Source organism: Nakamurella sp. PAMC28650, from assembly GCF_014303395.1.
Classification (GTDB): domain Bacteria; phylum Actinomycetota; class Actinomycetes; order Mycobacteriales; family Nakamurellaceae; genus Nakamurella.
Genome location: NZ_CP060298.1, coordinates 3,531,674 through 3,555,827 on the forward strand (window position 1 = coordinate 3,531,674; position 24,154 = coordinate 3,555,827).

General features: G+C 67.5%; 19 protein-coding genes and 1 pseudogene. 12 read left to right on the plus strand and 8 right to left on the minus strand.

The window, feature by feature from the left end; all coding sequences use genetic code 11:
* The first annotated feature begins 88 nt into the window (after positions 1 to 88).
* From H7F38_RS16010 to H7F38_RS16030, 5 genes are all read left to right on the plus strand, one after another.
* Positions 89 to 1,387, plus strand: a complete 1,299-nt coding sequence (locus H7F38_RS16010; RefSeq protein ID WP_187090783.1) for a branched-chain amino acid ABC transporter substrate-binding protein — start codon at positions 89 to 91, stop codon at positions 1,385 to 1,387.
* A gap of 160 nt (positions 1,388 to 1,547) precedes the next feature.
* Positions 1,548 to 2,594, plus strand: coding sequence for a branched-chain amino acid ABC transporter permease (locus tag H7F38_RS16015; protein ID WP_187090784.1), 1,047 nt, complete (start codon positions 1,548 to 1,550; stop codon positions 2,592 to 2,594).
* 3 nt (positions 2,595 to 2,597) lie between these two features.
* On the plus strand, positions 2,598 to 3,917 hold the full coding sequence (locus H7F38_RS16020) for a branched-chain amino acid ABC transporter permease (protein WP_187090785.1): 1,320 nt from the start codon (positions 2,598 to 2,600) through the stop codon (positions 3,915 to 3,917).
* A gap of 50 nt (positions 3,918 to 3,967) precedes the next feature.
* Positions 3,968 to 4,762, plus strand: coding sequence for an ABC transporter ATP-binding protein (locus tag H7F38_RS16025; RefSeq protein ID WP_370531378.1), 795 nt, complete (start codon positions 3,968 to 3,970; stop codon positions 4,760 to 4,762).
* On the plus strand, positions 4,759 to 5,535 hold the full coding sequence (locus H7F38_RS16030) for an ABC transporter ATP-binding protein (RefSeq protein WP_187090786.1): 777 nt from the start codon (positions 4,759 to 4,761) through the stop codon (positions 5,533 to 5,535). The genes H7F38_RS16025 and H7F38_RS16030 overlap by 4 nt, the downstream gene beginning before the upstream one ends.
* Here H7F38_RS16030 and H7F38_RS16035 read toward each other — a convergent pair.
* From H7F38_RS16035 to H7F38_RS16045, 3 genes are read right to left on the minus strand one after another with little or no spacing between them, the layout of a single operon-like run.
* Positions 5,520 to 7,163: an ATP-binding cassette domain-containing protein gene (locus H7F38_RS16035; RefSeq protein ID WP_187090787.1), complete on the minus strand. Its 1,644-nt coding sequence runs from the start codon at positions 7,161 to 7,163 to the stop codon at positions 5,520 to 5,522. The genes H7F38_RS16030 and H7F38_RS16035 overlap by 16 nt on opposite strands.
* Positions 7,160 to 10,219 (minus strand): hypothetical protein, encoded by a 3,060-nt coding sequence (locus H7F38_RS16040; RefSeq protein WP_187090788.1) that lies wholly within the window; start codon positions 10,217 to 10,219, stop codon positions 7,160 to 7,162. Before H7F38_RS16040 ends, H7F38_RS16035 begins: the two co-directional genes overlap by 4 nt.
* 28 nt (positions 10,220 to 10,247) lie before the next feature.
* Positions 10,248 to 10,673 (minus strand): PaaI family thioesterase, encoded by a 426-nt coding sequence (locus tag H7F38_RS16045; RefSeq protein WP_222618116.1) that lies wholly within the window; start codon positions 10,671 to 10,673, stop codon positions 10,248 to 10,250.
* Positions 10,674 to 10,730: 57 nt separating this feature from the next.
* On the opposite strand from H7F38_RS16045, the gene polA reads away from it, so the two are divergent.
* The 3 genes and pseudogenes from polA to H7F38_RS16060 all read left to right on the plus strand — a co-directional run.
* Positions 10,731 to 13,490 (plus strand): DNA polymerase I, encoded by a 2,760-nt coding sequence (polA, locus tag H7F38_RS16050; protein WP_187094759.1) that lies wholly within the window; start codon positions 10,731 to 10,733, stop codon positions 13,488 to 13,490.
* Positions 13,491 to 13,545: 55 nt separating this feature from the next.
* A complete protein-coding gene (locus tag H7F38_RS16055; RefSeq protein WP_187090790.1) occupies positions 13,546 to 13,878 on the plus strand; it encodes an SDR family NAD(P)-dependent oxidoreductase in 333 nt (110 codons plus the stop codon).
* Positions 13,845 to 14,084, plus strand: a pseudogene (locus H7F38_RS16060) (MerR family DNA-binding protein); the annotation flags it as partial. The gene H7F38_RS16055 and the pseudogene H7F38_RS16060, both read left to right, overlap by 34 nt.
* Before the next feature lie 40 nt (positions 14,085 to 14,124).
* Here the strand turns inward: H7F38_RS16060 and H7F38_RS16065 are convergent.
* From H7F38_RS16065 to H7F38_RS16080, 4 genes are all read right to left on the minus strand, one after another.
* Entirely contained in the window at positions 14,125 to 14,793 is a 669-nt protein-coding gene (locus H7F38_RS16065; RefSeq protein WP_187090791.1) for a response regulator transcription factor, read from the minus strand.
* Position 14,794: 1 nt separating this feature from the next.
* The gene (locus tag H7F38_RS16070) at positions 14,795 to 16,306 is read right to left on the minus strand and encodes a HAMP domain-containing sensor histidine kinase (RefSeq protein ID WP_187090792.1); all 1,512 of its coding nucleotides are present in this window, start codon (positions 16,304 to 16,306) and stop codon (positions 14,795 to 14,797) included.
* Between the two features lie 247 nt (positions 16,307 to 16,553).
* Positions 16,554 to 17,072 carry a signal peptidase I gene (locus tag H7F38_RS16075; protein ID WP_187090793.1) on the minus strand — a complete coding sequence of 173 codons (519 nt, stop codon included), beginning with the start codon at positions 17,070 to 17,072 and terminating at the stop codon, positions 16,554 to 16,556.
* A 183-nt stretch (positions 17,073 to 17,255) separates the two neighbouring features.
* Positions 17,256 to 18,071 carry a hypothetical protein gene (locus H7F38_RS16080; RefSeq protein WP_187090794.1) on the minus strand — a complete coding sequence of 272 codons (816 nt, stop codon included), beginning with the start codon at positions 18,069 to 18,071 and terminating at the stop codon, positions 17,256 to 17,258.
* Between the two features lie 29 nt (positions 18,072 to 18,100).
* Here H7F38_RS16080 and H7F38_RS16085 point away from each other — a divergent pair, with 29 nt between their 5' ends.
* Positions 18,101 to 18,685 carry an ASCH domain-containing protein gene (locus H7F38_RS16085; RefSeq protein WP_187090795.1) on the plus strand — a complete coding sequence of 195 codons (585 nt, stop codon included), beginning with the start codon at positions 18,101 to 18,103 and terminating at the stop codon, positions 18,683 to 18,685.
* A gap of 10 nt (positions 18,686 to 18,695) precedes the next feature.
* On the opposite strand, the gene H7F38_RS16090 is transcribed toward H7F38_RS16085, so the two are convergent.
* Complete coding sequence (locus H7F38_RS16090; RefSeq protein ID WP_187090796.1) at positions 18,696 to 19,511, minus strand: class I SAM-dependent methyltransferase; 816 nt, start codon at positions 19,509 to 19,511, stop codon at positions 18,696 to 18,698.
* A gap of 206 nt (positions 19,512 to 19,717) precedes the next feature.
* On the opposite strand from H7F38_RS16090, the gene rpsA reads away from it, so the two are divergent.
* The 3 genes from rpsA to coaE all read left to right on the plus strand — a co-directional run bounded on the left by rpsA (position 19,718) and on the right by coaE (position 24,108).
* On the plus strand, positions 19,718 to 21,187 hold the full coding sequence (rpsA, locus tag H7F38_RS16095; protein ID WP_187090797.1) for a 30S ribosomal protein S1: 1,470 nt from the start codon (positions 19,718 to 19,720) through the stop codon (positions 21,185 to 21,187).
* A gap of 227 nt (positions 21,188 to 21,414) precedes the next feature.
* Positions 21,415 to 22,152, plus strand: a complete 738-nt coding sequence (locus tag H7F38_RS16100; protein WP_187090798.1) for a hypothetical protein — start codon at positions 21,415 to 21,417, stop codon at positions 22,150 to 22,152.
* A gap of 744 nt (positions 22,153 to 22,896) precedes the next feature.
* Positions 22,897 to 24,108 (plus strand): dephospho-CoA kinase, encoded by a 1,212-nt coding sequence (gene coaE / locus H7F38_RS16105; RefSeq protein ID WP_187090799.1) that lies wholly within the window; start codon positions 22,897 to 22,899, stop codon positions 24,106 to 24,108.
* Positions 24,109 to 24,154 lie beyond the last annotated feature (46 nt).

Consider the following 24,154-nt stretch of genomic DNA (forward strand, 5'->3'; position numbering starts at 1 on the left):
CGCAAGACGCACCATCCGTGCTGTGCAACTTGCGCAGGACGGCCTTTGATGAGGAGGACAATTGCGAACTCGTTCAATCATTCGCGTGGTGGCTGTGGGAACGGCCGCCGCTGTCGTGCTCGCTGGCTGCGCCAGCAAGAGCTCGTCCAGCAGCAGCCCGTCCTCGAGTGCGGCCACCTCCGGTGGCGCAGCCGTGGCGGCACCGTCCGGCGGCGCGGCCACCGGCAAGACGCTGACCATCTCCACCGATCTCCCTCTGCAGGGCACTTCGGCCGGGCAGTCGGCGGACACCAACAAGATGATCCAGCTGTACCTGGACCAGATCGGCAACAAGGCCGGCAACTACAGCATCAAGTTGAAGACCTACGACGACTCCACCGCGGCCAAGGGCGCCTGGGACGACGCGGCCTGCGCAAAGAACGCCACCGATCACGTGGCCAACGCCGACGAGGTGGCCGTGATGGGCACCTTCAACTCGGGTTGCGCGAAGATCGAGGTCCCGGTGCTCAACCAGGACACCACCGGCCCGTTGCTGATGGTCTCCAACGCGAACACCAACCCTGGTCTGACCAAGACCTGGGACACCGGTGAGCCCGCGAAGTACTACCCGACCGGCAAGCGCAACTACGCGCGCGTGGTCACCACCGACGACTACCAGGGCAACGCGGCGGCCAGCTTCGCGGCCAGCGACCTCAAGGTCAAGAAGTGTTTCGTCCTCAACGACAACCAGACCTACGGGCTCGGCGTCGCGAAGGCGTTCTCCACCGCGGCCGCGAAGGCCGGCATCACCATCGTGGGCTCCGAGTCATGGGACGCGAAGCAGCCGAGCTACACCGCTCTGTTCCAGCAGGCGAAGTCCAAGGGTGCCGACTGCGTCTACCTCGGCGGCATCTACGACAACAACGGTGGTCAGTTGATCAAGGACAAGGTCGCAGTCCTCGGTGACAACACCGCGGTCAAGCTGATGGCACCGGACGGCTTCACCGGCTACAAGGATCTGCTGGCGCTGTCGCAGTCGGCCGGCATGTACCTGACCTTCGCCGGACTCACCACCGACCAACTGGTGTCCGGTGGCGGCCCTGCGGCCAAACTGATCACGGCGTTCAAGACCAAGTACGGCGCGGATCCCAATGGCAGCTACCCGCTGTACGGCGTGGCAGCGGTCCAGGTCATCCTCGCGGCGATCGCCAAGTCGGACGGCACGCGCAAGGGCGTGACGGACGCAGTGTTCTCCGGCAGCGGAATCACGATTCCGAAGGCGGAGTCGGTGACGGGCAAGGACATCGTCATCGACCCGAAGGCGGGTGACACGTCCGCGAAGGACATCACCGTCGAGCTGGTCAAGGGCGGCAAGGAGACCTTCCTGAAGGCCCAGGCCGTCAACTGATCCACCCCAGATGCCTGGGTCGCGGGCGAGAAGTCGCCCCGGCCCAGGCATCTGGCGTCTGACCTCCCCAGCTGCCCTGCGCGGCCACGACAACACGCTGGTGATCGATCTGCGGTCCGGACGGCGGCGGGAAGATCTCACGGAAGGGTTCGTACCAACAATGGCAACTCTTGTCATCGGCGGAACACGCCGGAAGGCCAAGGTCCGACTCGGACCCATTCTGGAGCGCTACATCGGGCTGGCCGTACTGGCTCTGGGCATCGTGTGGGTGATCTGGAACCTGATCGGGGATCCGTCCAGGTTCCTGGGGTCGATCCTGGTCGGGGCCCAGAACGGAATGCTCTACGCCCTCATCGCGCTCGGCTACACCATGGTCTACGGCATCATCGAGCTGATCAACTTCGCCCACGGTGATCTGTTCATGCTCGCCACCATCGTCGCGGCCAATGTGATGGTGCACATCTTCGGCGTCTCCAACCTGACCCTGGCCACCCTCCTGCCGTTGATCATCACGCTGGCCGTCGCGATGGCCTTCGGCGCTTTCATCAACGTCTCGGCGGAGTTCCTGGCCTACCGGAAGCTGCGCAACGCTCCGAAACTGGCCCCGCTGATGACGGCGGTCGGACTGAGCTTCATCTTTCGCGGCATCGCCCAGCAGGACTGGATCAACGGTTCCGCCCAGAAGAACTGGGACATCAACTGGGGTGGTCCGATCATCCAGGGGGTCTACCTCTACAAGCTCCTGCTGGTCCTGGTGGTGACGGTCCCGTTGCTCCTGGCCATGACGTACATCGTCGGCCGGACGAAGCGCGGCAAGGCCATGCGGGCGGTGGCCCAGGACCAGGACGGCGCCCGTCTGATGGGGATCAACGTCAACGGCACCATCTCGTTCACGTTCGCTCTCGGCGGCGCGCTCGCCGGCGCGGCCGGCGTGCTGTACTTCCTCGCGCAGACCCAGACCTACTACGACACCGGCACCCAACTCGGCCTGATCGCCTTCACCGCTGCAGTGCTGGGAGGAATCGGCAACCTCCTCGGTGCGGTCGTCGGCGGCCTCCTGATCGGTCTGATCCAGGGCATCAACGAGGGTGGCGCCCACGGGCTCGGCCAAGCCTGGTCGCAGTCCGTCGTCTTCCTCATCCTGATCGTCTTCATGGTGTTCAAACCCGAAGGAATCTTCGGTCGCCGCACGACGGAAAAGGTGTAGCTCATGAGTGCCTCTACTTCTCCGGGTCGCCGCGCCCGACTGGGTCACTACAAGTGGCCCAGCGGCTACGTGATCGTGATCGTCGGCCTGTTCCTGCTCTACCAGGAGATCCTCCCGCAGCTGAACTCGACCATCTCCGGATCGGTGACCAGCTGGCTGCCGGTGGCAACGGTGGTCCAGTGCCTGATGTGGGCGATCATGGCGCTCGGCCTCAACGTGGTGGTGGGTTACGCCGGCCTGCTCGATCTGGGATACGTGGCGTTCTGGGCGCTCGGCGGGTACACCGCCGGCTGGTTGATGGCCGCACCGTTCAACTGGACCTGGAACGTCCACCTGCTCACGTCGGTCCCCAACTCGAACGGGGGGACGCACATCAACTTCTGGTTCGTGATCATCATCGCGGGCGTGCTCTGCGCGATTCTGGGTCTGCTGATCGGTGCTCCCACGCTGCGGCTGCGGGGCGACTACCTGGCGCTGGTGACGCTGGGATTCGGAGAGGTGATCACCCAGTTCTTCCGCAACAGCAACGACATCGGCGGTTTCAACCTGGCCGGTGGTGACGGCGGGATCTCGGTGATCGACCCGATCGGGACCGGACCCTTCAACTACGTCGGCGTGCCCAAGGGATTGACCAACAACTCGACCGACAACATCTACAAGATCCTGGTTCTCGGTGCGCTGGTGGGGGTCTGCCTGTTCATCTCGCTCCGGATCCGGGAGGGTCGGCTCGGACGCGCGTGGCTTGCGATCCGCGAGGACGAGCTCGCCGCCAGCATGATGGGGGTTCCGCTGGTGCGGGCCAAGCTGTCCGCCTATGCCGTCGGTGCATTCTTCGGCGGGATCGGCGGTGTGGCCAACGCCGCGGGTGTCACCGGTGCGGTTTCGCCGTCGGGGTTCGACTTCGGGAAATCGGTACTGGTGCTGCTGATGGTCGTGCTGGGCGGCATGGGCAACGTCTGGGGCGTCACCATCGGGGCCTTCCTGCTGGCCTGGCTCAACGGCACCGGGCTCCAGCAGATCGGTGTGCAGCTGGACTCCTGGTTCGGTACGGATCTGGCGAACACGTTGCCCCGCTACAACTTCGTCATCCTGGGTGTTCTGCTCGTACTGATGATGCTGTTCCGGCGCGAGGGACTGATCCCGGAGAAACGCACCAAGGCGCTCATGTCGACCCCCAACCGGACGGAGATGGAAGCGATGGGGGCCGACATCACCGAGGCCGAGGTGGAATCGGAGGTGTTCGAGCACGCCGACGCTGCGGAGGACGCCGAAATCGCCGCTACCGCAGGTGACGTCACTCCATCCTTGAACAAGGAGTCCTGACCGTGACGCAAGCAACCGTGGTCCAGCACCACGCGGGCGGCCAGGACCCGATCGCCGGCAACACCCTGTACGCCGACCGCGTCACGATCGCGTTCGGCGGTCTGGTGGCGGTGAACGACGTGTCGTTCTCGATCCCGCCCAGGTCGGTGGTCAGCCTGATCGGGCCGAACGGTGCCGGCAAGACCACCTTCTTCAACGTGCTGACCGGTCTGTACGACGCCACCGAGGGCACCGTCTTCCTCAATGGCACCGACATCAACGGAGTGAAGCCGCACAAGCGGGCCGCCCTGGGGATGGCGCGCACCTTCCAGAACATCCGATTGTTCAACCTGATGACGGCCGAGGAAAACGTCATGGTCGCCATGCATTCCCACCTCAAGGCGGGAATTCTCGGTACCGTGCTGCGACTGCCCGCCCAGCGACGCGAGGAGCGGGCCGCCAGGGACATGGCCAGGGAACTGCTGGAATTCGTCGGGATCGGCAAGGTCGAGGGGGAACTCGCCCGCAACCTCTCCTACGGCGACCAACGTCGGCTCGAGGTCGCGAGAGCGCTGGCGCTGCAACCCAAGATCCTGTTGCTCGACGAGCCGACCGCCGGAATGAACCCGCAGGAAAGTGCCCAGTTCAACGAGTTCGTCTACCGTGTGCGCGATGCGAAGGATCTCTCCGTCCTCCTGATCGAGCACGACATGAGCGTCATCATGAAGGTCAGCGAGCGGATCACCGTGCTCGACCGCGGCAGCCTGATCGCCGAAGGTACGCCGGACGAGATCAGGAACAATCAACAGGTGATCGAGGCCTATCTGGGCAAGACCGGCACCCGCGAGGGGAGAAGGAAGAAATGACGATCTCCGCGAGTGCTGTCCCGTCCTCGTCCAGCCGCCCGGCCATCAGGGGCGAAGGCAAGAACGTCATTCTCGATCTCAAGTCGCTGAACGTGAACTACGGCAACATCGCCGCAGTCAAAGACCTGAACATGACGGTCTACGAGGGCGAGATCGTCACCTTGATCGGCTCCAACGGCGCCGGCAAGTCCACCACCCTGCGGACCATCTCCGGTCTGCTCAAACCGCGCAGCGGTGAGGTGGTCTTCAAGGGCCGGAAGATCAACGGGATTCCCGGCCACGACGTGGTCAAGCTCGGCATCTGCCAGTCGCCGGAGGGTCGGAAGATCTTCCAGCGCATGACGGTGTCGGAGAATCTCGATCTGGGAGCCTTCACCAGGAACGACACCGCTCAGATCGCCCTGGACCGCGAGCGGGTGCTGGAGCTGTTCCCGCGGCTCCGCGAGCGGATCACCCAGAAGGCGGGCACCATGTCCGGCGGCGAGCAACAGATGCTCGCGGTGGCCAGGGCGTTGCTGGGCAACCCCAGTCTCCTACTCCTGGACGAGCCGTCGATGGGACTTGCGCCGGTGCTCGTGGATCTCATCTTCGAGACGATCGAAACCATCCGGGCCCAGGGGACGACCGTGCTGCTGGTCGAGCAGAATGCCCTCGCCGCACTCGAGATCGCCGACTACGCCTACGTCCTCGAATCGGGTCATCTGAACATGGAGGGCCCGGCCGAGAAACTCCTCGATGACGATTCGGTGGCAGCGGCCTATCTCGGCGGCTGACCTCCCGTCGTCCGGAACGGGAACGGCGACGGTGACAGGGGCTGGAGGTCCCTGATCGCCCCGGCCGACGCGATGAAGACCGGATCGTGAGAGGCGGCGAGCACCGCGCCTCCCCGTTCGGTGACCGCCCGGACCGCGGCGGCGACCATCATCGCCGAGCGCTCGTCCTGCTGCGACGTCGGCTCGTCCAGCACCACCAGTGCTGCGCCGGACACCAGGCATCTGGCCACGGCCACCCGCTGACGCTCGCCGCCGGAGAGCAGCCCGACCGGCTGTTCGAGCAGCCCGGTCAGGCCGAGATCCGCTGCCACCCTGAGCACGTCGTCGCCGGGTCGGCGTCGGAGCATGGCGACGAACCAGAGGTTCTCCCGCACGGTCAGCGCGTCGGGCAGGATCGTGCTCTGCGGCGCCATGGCCGCGTGGTCGCGACGCAGCCGGGCCCGCCCGGAACGGTCCACCCCGCTCCAGTCGGTGGCCGCGATCCGGACCGTGCCGTGGGTCGGGTCGAGCAGACCGACGGACAGGCCGAGCAGGGTCGACTTCCCGGAGCCCGATGGCCCGCGCAGCACCACGTGGTCGCCCGGATGCAGGATCAGATCGAAGTGCGAGAACACCGTGCTGGTGCCGAAAACCATGCCCACGTCGGTCATCCGCAGGATCGGGCGGGCCGAAGCAGGATGGTGCGCCACCGGGGGCAGGACCGCCACCGGTGTCACCGCGGTGATCCGTGGCGCCTCTTGATCGACGACGCTGCCACGACCGTCGAACGAGGGCAGCGTGGGGTCGGGCGTGAGTTGGACGGCTCCGTCCGGCAGGGCTCTGGCCTGCAGCGTGATCGACCCGCGACCGCCCGCGGTGGCGGGTCGTCCCAGTACCTCGGCAGGCAGCCGCAGCCAACCCTGCCCGTCCAGCACCTGCAGTTCGCCCTGGTCCGTCCCCGGTGTCCACTGCTCGGCGACCCGCCCGTCCCGAATCCGGACCGCGCGGTCCACCGCCTCAGATGCTCTGCGATCGTGGCTGACCAGGATGAGTGCTGCGCCGTGGGATCGGCCGGCCCCGGCCAGCAGCTGGTACACCTGACGTGCGGCGAGTTCGTCCAGCTCGCCGGTCGGTTCGTCCGCCAGGATCAGTGCCGGGTCGTGCGCCAGGGCGGCGCAGATCGCGACCCGCTGTGCCTCCCCACCCGACAGCGTCGTGATCGATCGATCGCCCAGATGTGCCAGACCAAGGCGTTCCAGCGTCTCGGTGGCCTTCTGCGCCGCCGGGCCGGCGGCCAGGCCGGCCAGTCGCAGCTGCAGCGCGACGTTCTCGACCACACGCCATTCCGGGAGAAGGGCGCGGCGGGCGTGTTGGTCGACCAGGCCGACGCTCGAACGCCGCCAGCGGCGCCGCGCCGATCCCGACAACCTGGTCAGATCGGTGCCGGCCACTTCGACGGACCCGGCAGTGGCGGCGCGTTCGCCGGTCAGCAGCCGCAACAGGGTCGACTTGCCGGATCCGTTCGGCCCCTGTACGAGGAGCCGTTCCCCGGCGGCCACCTCGAGGTCGAGGCCGCGGAGCGCCATCACGGTGCCGGCCGGCGAGGGGTAGGCCACGAAGGCGTCGGTGACACGCACCAGGTCGGTCATCTCAGGTCGAGTTCCGGTGGTTGCGGGTACCGCTCACGCAACGCGGTGGCCGCCGAGAGCGCGCTGGCCAGCAGGCAGGCACCCAGGGTGAGGCCGATGATGGTGGCCGTCCACCCGCCGCCCAGACTGACGCTCAGGGGTGGCGTCACCGCCGCGCCACCGGGGCCGACCCCGATCAACGCCACCGCGGTCCCGGTCAGCGCCGCACCGGCGACCGCACCCAGCGGCACACCGAGACCGATGACGGCGCAGACCCGGAGGAACAGCACCCACCGGATCGACGGTGGCCCGAGGCCGTCCAACTCCCAGGCCAGATGGTCGGCAGCAGCATCCTGCCGGTCCACCCTGACCGACATCGCCATCGAGGCCATCGCCATGGTCAGGGCGATGATCCCGGCGAGTGCCAGGAGTGTGCCGGACCTGGTGGCTACCGGGTCGGCGGCCAGCAACTGCTCGATCTGTGCTCTCCGGTAGATGGTGGCCGTGCTGGCCGGGGAACTCGTGAGAGCGGCGGCGAGGGCCGGCAGCGCCGACTCGGGTGCGGCGATCCAGACCTGGGTGACCGAGGCCGTACCGGGTGCGGTGCGGTCGAGCAGGGCTGCCACCTGGGTGCGGTCCGCGACCACGAAGCGGGTACCGATGGTGGGCATCCGGGGCAGGATCGCGACCACCCGTGCGCGCAGGGTCAGACCGGACACCGTGACCGCGACGATGCCGTTCTGCGCCCCCGCCGCGGTGGTCGGGTCCACCGCCACCGGGAGGGGGACCAGATCCGCCCTGGGGACGAACGCCGGACTCAGCACGATCCGGGCGTCGCCGATCTGGTAGTGGACGGCGAGGTGGGATCCGGGAACGCCGGGCGCCGGTACGACTGCCGCGGTGTCCGAGCCCCATCCGGCCCAGTTCCAGCTCAGCGCCGCACCATCGGCGGTGGCGGCGCCCAACGTCAGGTCGCCCGTCGGCAGCGCGTGGTCCGTGTTGCCCTCGCCGACCGCATGTTGGCGATGCACGAGGCTGTTCGACGTCTCGACCACTTCCAGGGCGACCACCCGGAGGGTCGGCCCGGCCGGCAGATCCGCCCGCAGCAGGTTTCCATCGGTGGTGAACGCGATCTGCTGCTCGGCGCCCTCCGCAGAAGCCACCCAGAGCTCGACGAAGACGTCCTGGTTCACCCCGGTCGTCGCGATCCTCAGGCTGCGGGTACCGGCGGGGATCACCGGAACGCTCCCGGTGGACCGGGCCGGGACCACCCTGATCGCCTCCGCGACCTGACGGCTGTCGAGCTCGGCCCCGGTGACCGCACCGAAGTCGTGCATCAGCGCGACCGCCCCGGGGTCGATGCCGGTCAGGGGCAGCCCGGTGGCGCGACCGGTGCCGCCGAACACGGTCACCGCGCTGGTGATGATCGGATCGATGACCACACCTGGATCGATGGCGTGGAGGGCCGCCGGTTGCAGCACGCTCAGTGGGGTGGCGACGCTACGGCTGGGCGCGATCCGTGCGTCCAGCGGTACCAGGTAGGAGGCCTGATCCGTCGCCGACTGCCGCAGGGTCGCCTGGTAGGAACCGGCAAAGACGACCGAACAGGTTGCGGCGGCGAGGAATCCGGCCGCAACCGCCGGCGCCAGCGCCCGACGCTGCACCCCCAGGATCGCGATCTGACCGATGATGCCGACCCGCCCCCGCCGGCCGAGACGTCGGAACAGGCCGACCAGCAACGGCCAGCACCTGGCGGCGACCAGTCCGGCGGCCACCGAGATCACGGTGGTCACACCGGTGGTCAGGGGATCCGTGCCCGCCGAGTCGGTCCCGGGACCGGTCAGCACGAGAACGGTCAGCGAGATCGAGGCCACCAGCAGGCAGTCCAACGCCACCCGTGTCGTCCGCTCGGCGTCCCTCGGCCACAGTGCGACCGCGACTGCCAGCACCACAGCGGCGATGCCCAGCCAGGCCAGCGTCGGCCACGCACCCTGGAGGGCGGTCACCGCCGTGTCGACCCGGCCGGCGGGCATGCGCCCCGAGAGTGCGGCGACGATGCCGGTCCCCACCGCCGCGCCGATGAGCACACCCGCGGTCACCACCACCGAGATCTGCAGGACCGGGGTCGCGACCAGCTGAGCCCTGGTGGCACCACGTCGCGACAGCAGACCCACCACCAGTTGCTGGCGGCGACGGCTGCCGCCGGCGGCGGCCAGGCAGAAGCCCAACTGCAGGACGGCGGCGCCGGCACCCAGGATGGTGAATCGTGCGGCGGAGGCAGAGGCCCGGCCCGCGGCGGCGACGACTGCGTCCTCGGGCCAGCTGATCGAGAGTCCGCCGACCTTGACGTTGAGATCGTCGGCCAGCGAGGACAAACCCTGCCGGAAGGCCAGGACCCCGGTGCGGGCAATCGCCCGGCCGGTGAGCGAGCTGACCCAGGCGGTGGTGCGGCCGAACAGGGTCAGTGGCGCCAGCGCGGCCATCTCGTCCACCGAATCGCCGAGCAGCAGCGGCTGCTGGTCATCGATCAGACCACTCCCGACCAGCCGGTCGTCCAGGAGTTCGGCGGTGCCGGTGACCACCAGACCGAGCTGTCGGGCCGCCGGGACGATCGAGGCGATGCTGACGGGTGGGGCGCTCGGCCCGCCGGTGGCACTGAGCAATACTTCGCACCGGGTCGGAACACACGACCTCGGCGCACGGCCCGAGGTCAGCCGTACTTCCTTCGCGACACCGTCAGCGGCTCCGAGGGTGAAGGTACTGCCGGCCACCGACAGCTGGCGGTAGGCCATCAATCGTTGGGTGGTCGACACTTCGAGAGTGACGAACCGCTGACGGATGGCCGAGTCCTCCGCCCGCTGATCGGCGACGCCCAGGGTCTGGCTGCTGACGGCCAGCACGGTGCGCTGCGGCGCCGGGACCTGATCGACCGCGGCCTCCACGGCGGCGTTCTCGGCCGTCAACCGAAGGCCACCGGCGACCAGGGGGAGCACCCCCGCCACCGCGATGCCCAGCGCCAGGGTCGCCCAGCGGGAGGGGCGATGCCTCAGGCCGGCCACGGCCAGGGCGGCGGTCACCCACACGGGGTGACGGCCTCTCCGATCCTCACGCTGTCCCGCGCCGCAGCACGCAGGTGAGCCGGGCGGTGCAGACCCGTTCGCCCGCCTCGTTGCTGACGACGATCTCGAAGGTGGCCACCGTGCGTCCGACGAAGATCGCCGTCGACTCCCCGGTGACGAAGCCGTCGCGCGCCCCACGGTGGTGCGTGCAGCTGAGTTCCAGCCCGACCGCCGTGCCCTCCGGAGCAACCACGGTCGCGGCGTGGAACGAGCCGAGGGTCTCGGCCAGCACGGCGCTGGCGCCACCGTGCAGGAGGCCGTACGGCTGCCGGTTGCCGGCCACCGGCATGCGGCCGGTGACCCGGTCCAGGGTGACCTGGGTCAACTCGATCTCCATCCGCTCGGCCAGCTCGCCGCGGACGGCGTTCATCCGGGCCAGCTGGTCGGCGACGTCGGGTTCCTGCTCGCTCATCTGACACTCCTGCGCATCGGTGGGCTGTCGGTGCTTGACCATAGACTCGACCGCGTGATGGCTACTGCTGCGCCCGCGACGAGAACCACCCGGTCCAAGGCTGCGCCCGCTCGTGTGGCGACCGACTCCAGACCCAGCCTGCTGCTGCTCGACGGGCACTCGCTGGCCTACCGGGCGTTCTTCGCCCTCCCGGTGGAGAAATTCTCCACCACCACCGGTCAGCCCACCAACGCGGTCTACGGGTTCACCTCGATGTTGATCAACCTGCTGCGGGACGAGCGGCCGACCCACGTGGCGGTGGCCTTCGACCTGTCGCGTCAGACGTGGCGCAGCGAGGAGTTCGCCGACTACAAGGCGAACCGCTCCGCCTCGCCGGCCGACTTCAAGGGTCAGGTCGAATTGATCAAAGAGGTGCTCGGCGCACTGCGGATCGAGGTGTTGACGGCCGAGAACTTCGAGGCGGACGACGTCATCGCCACCCTGACCACCCGCGCCGAGGCGGAGAACATGACGGTCAAGATCTGCACCGGCGACCGCGACGCCCTCCAACTGGTCACCCCGTCGGTGACGGTGCTCTACCCCCGGCGCGGTGTCTCGGACATGACAAGGTTCACGCCGGAGGAGGTGCTGGACAAGTACGGTCTGACGCCCGCGCAGTACCCGGACTTCGCCGCGCTGCGCGGGGATCCCTCCGATAATCTGCCCGGCATCCCGGGGGTGGGGGAGAAGACGGCCGCGAAGTGGGTGCGCGAGTTCGGTTCGCTCGCCGAACTGGTCGACCGGGTCGACGAGATCCCGGGCAAGACCGGAGATGCGCTGCGCGCCGGTCTGTCGGGCGTCCTGCAGAACCGGCGGCTGACCGAACTGGTCCGGGACGTCGACCTCACCGCCGACCCTCTGGACCTGGTGGCCCAGCCCTACGACCGCGAGGCCGTGCACGAGATCTTCGACAACCTGCAGTTCAAGGTCCTGCGGGAACGCCTGCTGGAGACCTTCGAGCAGGCCGACGAAACCAGCACCGAGGGATTCGACGTCGCCGGAGTGCGTCTCGAGGCCGGTCAGGTGGCGCCGTGGCTGGACAGGCACGCGGCGGGCACGGTCGGGATCTCGCTCCGCGGGACCTGGGCGCCGGGCGGCGGCGACGTCAGCACCATCGCGGTGGCCGATGCTGCAGGGGTCAGCGCCGTCATCGACGTCACGACCCTGGACCCGGCGGACGACGCGGCGGTCGCGCGATGGCTGTCGGACCCGGCCCGGCCGAAGGTCGGTCACGACCTCAAGGGTCCGGTCAACGCCCTCGCCGCCCGGGGCTGGAGCGTGCAGGGCATCACCAGTGACACCGCGCTGGCCGCCTACCTCGCGCTTCCCGGGCAGCGGGCGTTCGATCTCGGCGACCTGGTGCAGAGGTATCTGCATCGCACCCTGGATGCCGGGCCGGGGGCAACGGACGAGGCCGAGCAGCTCACCCTGACCTTCGAGGAGCCGGCGGCCGTCGACCAGCAGGTGGTGGACGACCGCGCCGAGATGATCAAGGCGCTCGCCGTCATCGATCTGGCTGCGGCGCTGCAGGTCTCGCTCGAGGAGAGCGGGCAACAGGCGCTGCTGACCGAGATCGAGCTGCCGGTGATGGAGGTACTCGGCCGGATGGAGCGCTGCGGCATCGCCGTGGACGTGCCGTATCTCGAGGATCTGCGATCCACGTTCGAATCCGAGGCCAACACGGCTGCGCTGGCTGCCTACGCCGTGATCGGGCACGAGGTGAACCTCGGGTCGCCCAAGCAGTTGCAGGTGGTGCTGTTCGACGAGCTGAACATGCCCAAGACGAAGAAGACCAAGACCGGATACACCACCGATGCCGACGCGCTGGTGGCGCTGCACGAGCAGACGCAGCATCCGTTCATGACGCACCTGCTCCGTCATCGTGACGTCACCAAGCTCAAGACCACGGTGGAGGGTCTGCTCAAGGCGGTCGGCGAGGACGGCCGGATCCACACCACCTACCTGCAGACGGTGGCCGCGACCGGACGGCTCTCCTCGACCGAGCCGAACCTCCAGAACATCCCGGTCCGCACCGACGAGGGCCGCCGGATCCGGGCCGCGTTCGTCCCGGCCACCGGTTTCGACAGCCTGATCACCGCCGACTACTCGCAGATCGAGATGCGGATCATGGCCCACCTGTCGGAGGATCTGGCGCTGATCGAGGCGTTCCGGTCGGGCGAGGACCTGCACACCGCGGTGGCGATCAGGGCCTTCGGCATCACGGCCGCGGAGGTCACCCCTGAGCTGCGGCGGCGGATCAAGGCGATGAGTTACGGCCTGGCGTACGGGCTCTCGGCCTTCGGCCTGTCCGGCCAGTTGAAGATCAGCGTCGAGGAGGCCCGTGAGCAGATGGACGCCTACTTCGCCCGTTTCGGCGGCATCCGCGACTACCTGCGCCGCGCGGTCGACGTCGCCAGGCTCGACGGATACACCCAGACGATCTACGGCCGACGCCGCTACCTTCCCGATCTGACCAGCGATCAGCGGCAGCGGCGCGAGCTCGCCGAGAGGGCCGCCCTGAACGCTCCGATCCAGGGCAGTGCGGCGGACATCATCAAGGTCGCCATGCTCAACGTGCAACGCCGCATCGACGCCGAGGGTCTGAAGTCGCGGTTGCTGCTCCAGGTGCACGACGAGCTGCTCTGCGAGGTCGCCCCCGGTGAGCAGGAGCAACTCACCACCCTGCTGCGGGAGGAGATGGCAGGCGCCTTCCCTCTGCAGGTCGACCTGGACGTGTCCGTGGGTGTCGGGAAGAGCTGGGACGCGGCGGCGCACTGATCTCTGGAACCTCCGGGTTGCGTTCGAGCGCACTCGAACTTCTAGCCTCGACCGCATGAGCAGACAAGCATCGACCTGGATCATCACCGCCGCGTCGAAGGGCTTCGGCCGCGCCCTCGCCGAGGCTGCGCTGGCCGCGGGCGACGATGTCGTGGCCGCCGTCCGTCGACCGGAGTCGGTCGTCGATCTCGTCCACGCGTACTCGGACCATTTCGCCGTGGAGACGTTCGACGCGTCCGACTCCGCAGGTGCCCCGGGGTTGGTGCGACGGACCGTCGATCGCTTCGGGCACCTGGACGTCGTGGTGGACAACGCAGGCCGGGCCATCATCGGCGCCGCGGCCACCGACGTCACGGAGCCGAAGCGGTGCGCCGGTTGGTGTTCCTGACGCGGATGCGCCTGTCCGGTATGGCGATGCGGGATCTGCAGCACTACGTGGGTCTGGTCGACGCCGGGGAAGAAACCGTGCCAGAGCGCCTCGACATGCTGCTGGAACACCGCGACACGGTGCGCCGACAGATTCGCGAACTCACCCTGTCCCTGGCTGCCACCGAATACGAGATCGCCACCTACGGCGGACGCGCTGGTAGCTGACTTCCTCAGGACGAACGTCAGCTCAGTTCCGATCGAGATTTCAGCGTGAGGGCTGGGCGGTCAGCAGCGCCAGCCAACCGCTGCGCATCGCCATCGAGACCGCCTGTACCTGCGAGCCCACGCCAAGCTTGCCCAGGACCCGTTGGACGTGGCTGCGGACCGTCGCCGGCGAGACCATCCAGGCCCCGGCGATCTGGCTGACCGTGAGTCCGTCGCACACTGCCAGCAGCGTGGCCTGCTCCCGATCCGTCAAGCTCTCGAAGGGGAGAAGGGTTTTCGCCTTGTCGGCTCGCTTCCGCTCGAGCTCCTGGAACATCGATTGCCGGTCCTGCCGATCCATCGGTTCGTCGTGCGCCAGCGCGCGCTCCGTCGCCATCAGCAGGGCATCGAATCCCGCGGCCTTGGACTGGTATCCGATGGCACCCTGCTCGAGAGCGAGTGCGATCCGTAGCCGATCGGACAGTCCGGTGACCACCAGCACGCGTATCCCGGCGGCGGTCAGCGGCCGGATCAGCACGGTGCTGTCACCGAAACCGCAGAGGTCGAGGTCGAGCAGCACCAGATCGGGGTAGGCCGCGATCAGCGACGGAAGCAGTTCCGCCCCCAGCTCGGGCCCGAAGCAGACGGTCTGCACACCACGCACCCGCAGGACGGCCTGCAGGGTCTCCACCAGGAGGAGGTGATCGTCGACCAGGGCGATGGTCGGCAACTCAGCCCTCCGGGGTGGGCGGCCCGGACCACTGGTCGACGGGACTCCCGGTCATCGCAAGGGTGAGCACGATGCTGGTCCCGCCTCCGGGTCGTTCGGCGACTTCCAGGGAACCACCCTGATGACTCATCGCGTGCGCGGCAGTGTGCAGGCCGAACCCGCTACCCGGTCCGCGTGCGGTGGACCCGCGGGCACCTCGGGTCAGCAGATCCGGAAGTTCCACGATCGGGATGCCCGGACCGTCGTCCTCGACCCGGATGACGGCATCGGAACCGGAGGAGCCGGCGGTGATCGTCACGGTGGCACCGGGCGCGTGCGCTCTGGCATTCGACAGCAGGTTGGCGACCGCGGTGGCGGTGGCGGCGACCCGGCCCTGGGCCCAGCAATCGTCGATCTCCAGGTTGACGGCAGCCCCGGAGATGCGGTGCGCGAGGACGAGCGGTTCGACCGCGTCCGCGAGCCTGAAGGGTCGGGTCGCCTGGTCGGACCCGGGATCCAGCAGCGCTTCCAGTCGTCGGAGCTCGGCGGTCATCAGCCGGTCCAACTGCTCTCGGTCGACCTGTTGTCCGATGTCGGCGTTGTTCAGCAGCTTGGACGCGCCCATCAGGCTGACCACCGCGGTTCTCGCGTCGTGCAACCGCTCTGCCTCACGTTGCTGGACGTCGACGAGGTCGGCCCGCACCACGAAGAGATGCCCGTTCAGTTCGAGGATCGAGGTGTCCGCGGCGGCGAGGGCGTTCCACAGCCGCACCGCTGAAGTACACGTCGCGATGACGGCGGCCAGCAACTGGAACCCGGCGGAGTATTGGATCAGCCAGACCGGACCTTCCAACGCGACGGCTCGAAGCAGTTCGGTCATGGCCATCAGCAGAAGGCTGCCCGCGCCCCACAACCTGATGATTCGATGTTGTCGTCGACCGATGCGGAACAGGGCCACCGCCAGGACCGTCCACATTGCCGTCGCGATCCACTCCGCGACCCGGAAGATCGCCATCGCCGGCTCCCGGGGTGGACCTGCCGGCGTTCCCCGGAAGACCAGGACGGCAGTAGCAGTTCCAAGACCGACCGATAGGGGCGCCACGATCTTCAACGGCCGCAGGCCGAGATTCAACGGCCGCGGAACCAGGGTGAACACGGCCAGCGTCATGACCGCGAAGACCATCAGCAGCCGGGCCGGCAGGGTTGGATCTGCCACCATGACGACGCTGCCCCGAAATGGGGTCATCGCCGAGATCAGCGGCAGCGTGAGCCCGAGGATGATCAGAGACACAGCGCTCCACGCCACCTGGGCATCTCCGGTGATGCGCCAGGTGGCGCACTGCATGGCTGCGGCGGTCAGGAAGGCGGCAGCCGCCAGCGATCGGGCAAGCTGGCCGAGGTTAAAATTGACCACGGCCGGCTGCTCGAGGCCGAGCCACATCAGGACCGACCAGGCAGCCAGCACCGCTGTCGAGAGCAGAACCAGACACCGCGACAGCCGGATCGTGCGCGGTGTCGTACTGATGGCTGCCACAGTGCTGGTGACCTGACCGCGATGCCTGAGGTGAGGGTGCCGTCTCAGATGAATCATCCCCATCCCTCGCCGACGTTGGCAGACGCATCACCTACGAATCCGGGAAGGTACGAACGGATCTGACGCCTTGCAGACGGAAGTACGGCCCGTGTGTCCGATTTGAAACCGATCTGTCGGAGAGTAATTCAGATTCACCCGAAAGAGGAGAGCCTCCTCGATAGGACGTCAGGAGGTCCCTCGATTGATATCAGCTGGTGACCGTGCGCACTCTTTCCGAGTCCCGAACCTCGGTTGGTGGAGTCGGAACGGGGCTCTCAGGTAGGGCGGGAGGGGAATCCTCGGACGACACTTCTGCTACCGGGTCCGGAAACCAGAGCTTCCACAGCAGCATCAGGCCGATGGTGACGGTGAAGAGGGCGGCGAACCCGGCGGGCTGTTGGAGGAACACCGCCACGAAGCCAAGGCCGGTGACCTTCCATCGGACGGAGCCCTGGACCAGAGCCGGCGGAATCGTCCAAGCGTCGGGGCTGGCGTTGGCATCGCCTTTGGTATGGATCGCACCTCCGGTGATGTCCGTGATGCGGTGGGTCACCAGGTCCGGCCCGGCCGAGTGCCGGAACGTGATGACCTCGCCAGGGTGGTAGTCACCTGAAGCCGGCCGGTCGATGATCAGGTCCCCGGGGTTCGCGGCGGGTTGCATCGATCCGGTGTGGATCACGTAGACGCGATAACCGCTGTGCCAGAACCCGAATCCGACTCCCAGCATCCCGACGAACAGGATCGCGAAAACAGCCCAGCCGACGCGTCGTCGAGTTCGCACGGGGCCCTCGCAGTCAAGTCGGTCCGGAAGGTGGGACGGGCTGGTAGGTGGGACGGGAGACCGTTCAGGATCACCCGTCCCACCCACCGGTGGAGCTATACCCCGGTGGAGCCGTTCACGCCGCTTCGGTCAGTAGTTGAGGGCATCGGGCCGGACATTCACCTGGGTGGCGACGATCTTGAAGGCAACCTGGGCGACAGGCTTGACTTGACTTGTCCATCTGCCGGTGATGCCAAAAGTCGTCTCGATCTCGCCCGAACTGCCGCTGCTCAGGTTCGACGCCAGCTTGATGGCCAGTGGTACTCCGCAGTAGGGCGGGGTATCGCCCACGCTGGTCGACTGCTGACCGCTGCCGCCGTTGCCGTTGCCGTCCACGCCACACGAGGTGCCGGTGACCCCTGCTGGCGCGTTCTTCAGGTTGTAGGAAATGAATCGGTTGCTGTTGTTCTGGGCGACGGCGAAGTGTCCGAAGCGGCCCAGGCCACCGTCGCTGCAGTGGGTGTCGTCTGCGGCCCCGGTGAAGGCGCAATAGTCAGCCGCGTCCGCGAAAACCATCCAGAGGTCGGAATTGCTGCTGGAATCGGTGCTGTAGCCGATGTTGAGCGTCTTGTCCTCGCCCGGCACGAGGTTGGCGAAGCTCAGGTTCGTATCGGTCACGTTGAGCGTGAGGTGACCCGGACCCGCCGCCAGCGAACCGTCTGCTGAGCTGGTGAAGTACGCCCCCGTGCTGGAGACGGCACCTGCCACCAGCGCCGCGGAGATGCCCAACGCGCCGACGAAACCGACCAGACGCGCGATCTTGCCCTTGTTCATACCGTTCCCCTTGCTTGCCGGAGCCAGTCCCGTCGGCATCTTTGCCGCTGGCTCGACCAAGGGTGGCGGGGGCGGAGATCGAGCGGTATTAGCAAAATTGATGAAATCGTGGTCCGGCTCGTCCGATGCCACCGGGCGGCCAGGTTGCTAGGTTTCTCGACGTGCAGCTCCCCGACGTCGTCCTGAAAGGCATCGTCGACGGCGCGGTCACCCACGTGTACCGCCGTTGGGACTCGCCGCGGGCCAAGGTCGGCGGCCGCCAGCTGACCAAGCTCGGTGTCATGGCAATCGACGACGTGCGGGAGGTCGACCTGGAGCAGATCACCGAGGCGGACGCCCGCGCCTGCGGCGAGAAGGACCTCGCCTCGCTGACGAAATGGTTGATGAAACGGCCCGACGACCGGATCTACCGGATCTCGCTGCACTACGCCGGGCCCGATCCCCGGCTGGCGCTGCGCGCAGATCTGCCGGACGAGGCCGAACTGGAACAGATCCATGCAGCCCTCGCGAAGATGGATGCAGGCAAGGCTTCCGGTCCATGGACCCATGACATCCTGCAATGGATCCGGGACAACCCGGCGGTGGTGTCCAAGGTGCTGGCCACGTTGCTCGAACGCGAACTGCAGCCGATGAAGGTCGACATCCGCAAGCTCAAGGCCCTGGGCCTGACGATCAGCCTGGAGGTCGGCTACCGACTGTCCCCGCGTGGCGAGGCCTACCTCGACCGGCACCGCTCGAAGCAGTAGTCGTCGGTCGTCAGGCGAGACGGCAGACGAAGATCGACGTGCCGGGGAACATCTCGCCACGTTCTCGCGACCACTGTCCCCAGACGCCCTCGAAGTCCTCCGGCCACTCCGGTTCGATCAGGTCCTGGAGCACGAAGCCGGCCGCCACCAGCTCGCGGATCCGATCGCCGAGCGTTCGGTGATGCTCGACGTAGGCCGGCACCTCGTCGGCGTCCACCTCGACGTAGGGCGATCGGTCGAAGTACGACTGGATGACGGTGAGCCCACGCGGACCCGGATCATCGGCGAACATCCAGCGCATCGGGTGCGTCACCGAGAAGACCCAGCGGCCGCCCGGGCGGAGCACCCTGGCCACCTCCCGCATCGCACCGGCCGAGTCCGCGACGAACGGGATTCCGCCGAAAGCGGAGAAGGCGATGTCGAACGCATCGTCGCGGAAGGGCAGTTCGCACACATCGGCCTGGACGAGCGGGACCTCGATCCCTGTCCTGGCCGCCCCGTCGACCGCATGCCGCAACATCCCGGCCGAGAGATCGAAGGCCACCACCTCGGCCTGCCGTGCGGCCAGGTATCGCGCACAGGGCGCCGAGCCGCACCCGACCTCCAGGATCCGGCGGCCGTCCACGTCCCCGAGCAGTCGCGCTTCGGGCTCGCGGAGGTTCTCAGGACACCAGAGGAAGTCGACGTCACCCAGCTGGGCGCCGTGTTCGAGGTGGTAGGAGTCCGCGTCGGCGTCCCACCACCTCCGGTTCGCCGATCGCGATACCGGCTGGTCCGCTGACCTACGGCGGGGACGAGTCTGGCCCAGTTCCGTCACGCTGGACATCCTGGCACGGCGAGGGGTTTGCGACCGGACAGGTCCAGGACGGCGAGTCGGATGCACTGATCACTTTGGCGTAAGATCGATGTTGCGTCGTGGTTTCCGGCTGCCTCGGTATGGAGTAGGCGGCCACCAGCTCAAGCATCACCCTGACATCGAGCCACTTCGCACCATGCACGTCCGGCCCCCATCCCTTCGGAGCAACCCAACACATGTCCGCACCCACCCGCACCGCCCCACAGGTCGCCATCAACGACATCGGGACGGCCGAGGACTTCCTCGCTGCCATCGACCTGACGATCAAGTACTTCAACGATGGAGACATCGTCGAGGGCATCATCGTCAAGGTCGACCGCGATGAGGTTCTGCTCGACATCGGCTACAAGACCGAGGGTGTCATCCCGTCGCGTGAGCTGAGCATCAAGCACGACGTCGACCCCAACGAGGTCGTCACCATCGGCGAGAAGGTCGAAGCCCTCGTCCTCCAGAAGGAGGACAAGGAAGGCCGGCTGATCCTGTCCAAGAAGCGCGCTCAGTACGAGCGTGCGTGGGGCACGATCGAGAAGGTCAAGGAAGAGGACGGCGTCGTCACCGGTACCGTCATCGAGGTCGTCAAGGGCGGCCTGATCCTGGACATCGGTCTCCGTGGCTTCCTGCCCGCCTCGCTGGTCGAGATGCGCCGTGTCCGCGATCTGCAGCCGTACGTCGGCCGTGTCCTGGACGCCAAGATCATCGAGCTGGACAAGAACCGCAACAACGTGGTCCTGTCCCGTCGCCAGTGGCTCGAGCAGACCCAGTCCGAGGTCCGCAGCGAGTTCCTCAACCAGCTCGCCAAGGGCCAGGTCCGCAAGGGCGTCGTGTCCTCGATCGTCAACTTCGGTGCCTTCGTCGATCTCGGCGGGGTCGATGGTCTCGTGCACGTCTCGGAGTTGTCCTGGAAGCACATCGACCACCCCTCGGAGGTGGTCGAGGTCGGCCAGGAGGTCACCGTCGAGGTTCTCGACGTCGACATGGATCGTGAGCGCGTCTCGCTGTCGCTCAAGGCCACGCAGGAAGATCCGTGGCGTCACTTCGCCCGGACCCACGCCATCGGCCAGGTCGTCCCGGGTCGCGTCACCAAGCTGGTTCCGTTCGGCGCCTTCGTCCGCGTCTACGACGGCATCGAGGGCCTGGTGCACATCTCCGAGCTGGCCGGTCGCCACGTGGAGATCCCGGAGCAGGTCGTCACCGTCGACGAGGAGATCTTCGTCCGCGTCATCGACATCGACCTCGAGCGTCGCCGGATCTCGCTCTCGCTGAAGCAGGCGAACGAGGGCATCACGCCGGAGACCGAATTCGACGAGGTGCGTGCGCAGTACGGCGTGGTGGACCACTACGACGAGGCGGGCAACTTCCTGCCGCCCGAAGGCTTCGACGTCGCCACCGGCGAATGGCTCGAGGGCTTCGACAGCCAGCGCGACTCGTGGGAGAAGCAGTACTCCGACGCCCACACGGTGTACGAGTCCCACCTCAAGCAGATCGCCGCGGCCATCAAGGCCGACGCCGAAGCTGCGGAGCCGGCCAATTACTCCTCGGCCACGGCTCCAGCCGCTGATGACTCTGCGGATGGCGCCGAGCCTGCTGGTTCCCTCGTCGACGACGAGGCGCTGGCCAAGCTGCGCGAGAAGCTCGCCGGCAACTGATCCACGAGCATTTCCTGATGACGGGGTCGACCTTCGGGTCGGCCCCGTTTTCGTTGATTCCATGACTCATGGGCTCTGCGACGGCCGGGAAATCGACGATGAGCAGGGCATTCTCGCCCGAAGTGCGAGTCAGGTCCAGGTTGCTCGGGGATGGTGTGAGAACTTCCGCACCGGCCCGACGGCGGGTTGGCCGGGGATTGACCCGACAGGCACCTACCGTTGAGCGCATGCGACGCCTAGCCATTGTCTCCACGCTTGCTCTTGCGTTGACGATCACCGGATGCAGCTCGGGCTCGACCACCAAGCGGACGGTGACGGTCGTCAATACCGTGACCAGCCCCTCGGTCGCCGTCAGCGGAGCCAGGTCGTCCTCCGGTGTCATCGTGGTCAATCCGTCCGGCCCCGCCACCACGGCGAAATCGACCCCGAAGACGACCGCGCCGACGACGCCCAAGACCACGGCACCGAGTACGCCGAAGACCACGGTCGCACCGATCGTCAAGGTGGATCCGCTGAAGGCGGACTGCGCGTCGCTCCTGGCGGCGTCCGACGTCAGCGCCGCGCTCGGTGCGACCATCTCCACGGTCAACAACCGCGTTCGGCTGGGGGCCGCCGCCCACGGAGTCACCGGCGCCATCCGCTGCCTCTACGGCAGCAAGGACGCGGGCAAGACGGCACCGGTGCGGATCCGGCTGACCCAGTACGGCTCGGCGGCAGAGGCCAAGAAGCAGGTCGGGGTCGATGCGCAGACGGCCCAGGATGCCGGTGCTGCGGTCACCACCACCAGCGTCAACGGCTACCCGGCCACGCTCCAGTTGGTCGCCGGCGGACTGCTGGAATTGCAGTACGACTCCTGGACGATGACCGTCGCGGTGAGCGACAAGCTGGCGACCAATGCGAAGCTGACCACCGGGCTTCCCCAGCTCGCCGGCGAGATCCTCACCCGGTTGCTGAAGAACGGCTGACCGGGCTGCTGAGCCCACCAGAAACCCCCTCCGGAGTCGCTCGGTGGGGGTCTTCTGTTGTTCAGGTTGGTCAGGCCGGGCCCGGTCGGCGTGGATCAACATCGCAGGCATGGATGAAAGTGGCCCTTTTGGTACCAGAGGGACAGGAGCCGACGAGTTCGTCCATGCACCGATCAGGCTGGGCCCGGTCGGCGCGGATCAACATCGCAGGCATGGATGAAAGTGACCCTTTTGGTACCAGAGGGACAGGAGCCGACGAGTTCGTCCATGTCTGCAAAGTTGATCCACGCCTGCAAAGTTGATCCACGCGACCACAGTGATCCACGCGGACCGAGGCGCACGAAGCGGGTGGATCAGAGAGCTGGGGCAGGCGCGGGAACAGCAGTGCTCGGGCGCGGAGCGACATAGGCGCGATGCTTGGCCGGGTGGCGCCAAGAGGTGAAAAGACCCCTGTGCACCACCTTGACGAAGGTGGCGACGTGAACCAGGCCGGCCCGTCCGAGACGATGCCGTCCTCGCCCGACCGGTGCGGCGAAGGTGCTGGTCACGACTCCTCCTGGTGGTGCTGTCCGGACCGGCCCGTGGTGCCATACCCGGGCGGGGTGATCCACTGCGATCGATGCCGGACGCGGTGACGGCCGTCCTGTCTGATCTGACGATTACGCTACGTGAGACATCCGGGAGTCAGACGGATGTCGGTCGGTGTGTCGCGACTCGCCGAGCGGAACTGCGGAAAGGATCCAGATGAGCATCACGGTCGCAGTCACCGGCGGCATCGGAGCGGGCAAGTCGACCGTCACAGCGTTGCTGGCCGAACGCGGCGCCGTGGTGGTCGATTCCGACCGACTCGCCCGGGAGGTGGTGGGCAGCGGCACGCCGGGTCTGGCCGCCATTGCCGAGCGGTTCGGGACCGGGGTGATCTCGGCCGATGGATCTCTGGATCGACCGGCCCTCGCGGCGATCGTGTTTGCCGACCCGGTCTCTCGAAAAGCGTTGGAGGGCATCACCCATCCACTGATCCGGGCCAGATTTGCCCAGCTGCAGGCGGACGCTCCCGTCGGCAGCGTCGTCGTCAACGACATACCGCTCCTGACGACCGCCGACGCCGCTGCTGCCTTCCATCTGGTCATCGGGGTCGGGGCGCCGGAGGACGTCCGAATCCGACGCCTGGTTGGTCGGGGGCTCGCCGCGGCCGACGCACGCGCCCGGATCGCCGCCCAGATCGACGACGAGGCACGGCAGGCCCTGTGCGACGTCTGGGTCGACAACGGCGCCACTCCGGAACACACACGCGGGCAGGCCCTGCCGCTCTGGTCCCGGCTCGCGGGGTTCGCCGCCAACCACCGGGCCGGTCGAGCCGCAGCCCGCGGAGGGCCGGTCCTGGTGCCCTACGACCCGCAATGGCCGGCCACGGCACGTCGTCTGATCGCCAGGGTGCACGCAGCGGTGGGGGACCATCGCGTCGATCACATCGGATCGACGGCCGTGCCGGGTCTCGCGTCCAAGGATGTGATCGACCTGCAGCTGACGGTGGCCGACCTCGCGCAGGCCGAGGTGTTCGCGCCCCTGCTGACCGCTGCCGGATTCCCGCGATTGCCCGACTACACCCGGGACACCCCGCACGATTTTCGCTACGACCGCGACGGGCACCACGAAACGCACCCCGACGACTGGCGCAAGGCGTTCCACGCGAATTCAGATCCGGGCCAAAGTATCAACCTGCACCTCAGAGTGAGGGATTCGCCGAACTGGGCCTGGTCGCTCCGGTTCCGTGACTGGCTCCGCTCCGACGCCGGGGCCAGATCCGACTACCTGGCCCTGAAGGAGCAGACCGAGCTCGTGCACGGGCAGGATGCGGGCGTCGACGGCTACGCGGACGCCAAGGAGGACTTCCTGGCGCGCTCCGATGCCAGGATCGGCGCATGGGCGGACTCCGTGGGTTGGTCACCGGGCTGAGCCCGTACTTCTGGTCGGGCCCGCGCTCGCACCGTGGTGCGCTCGG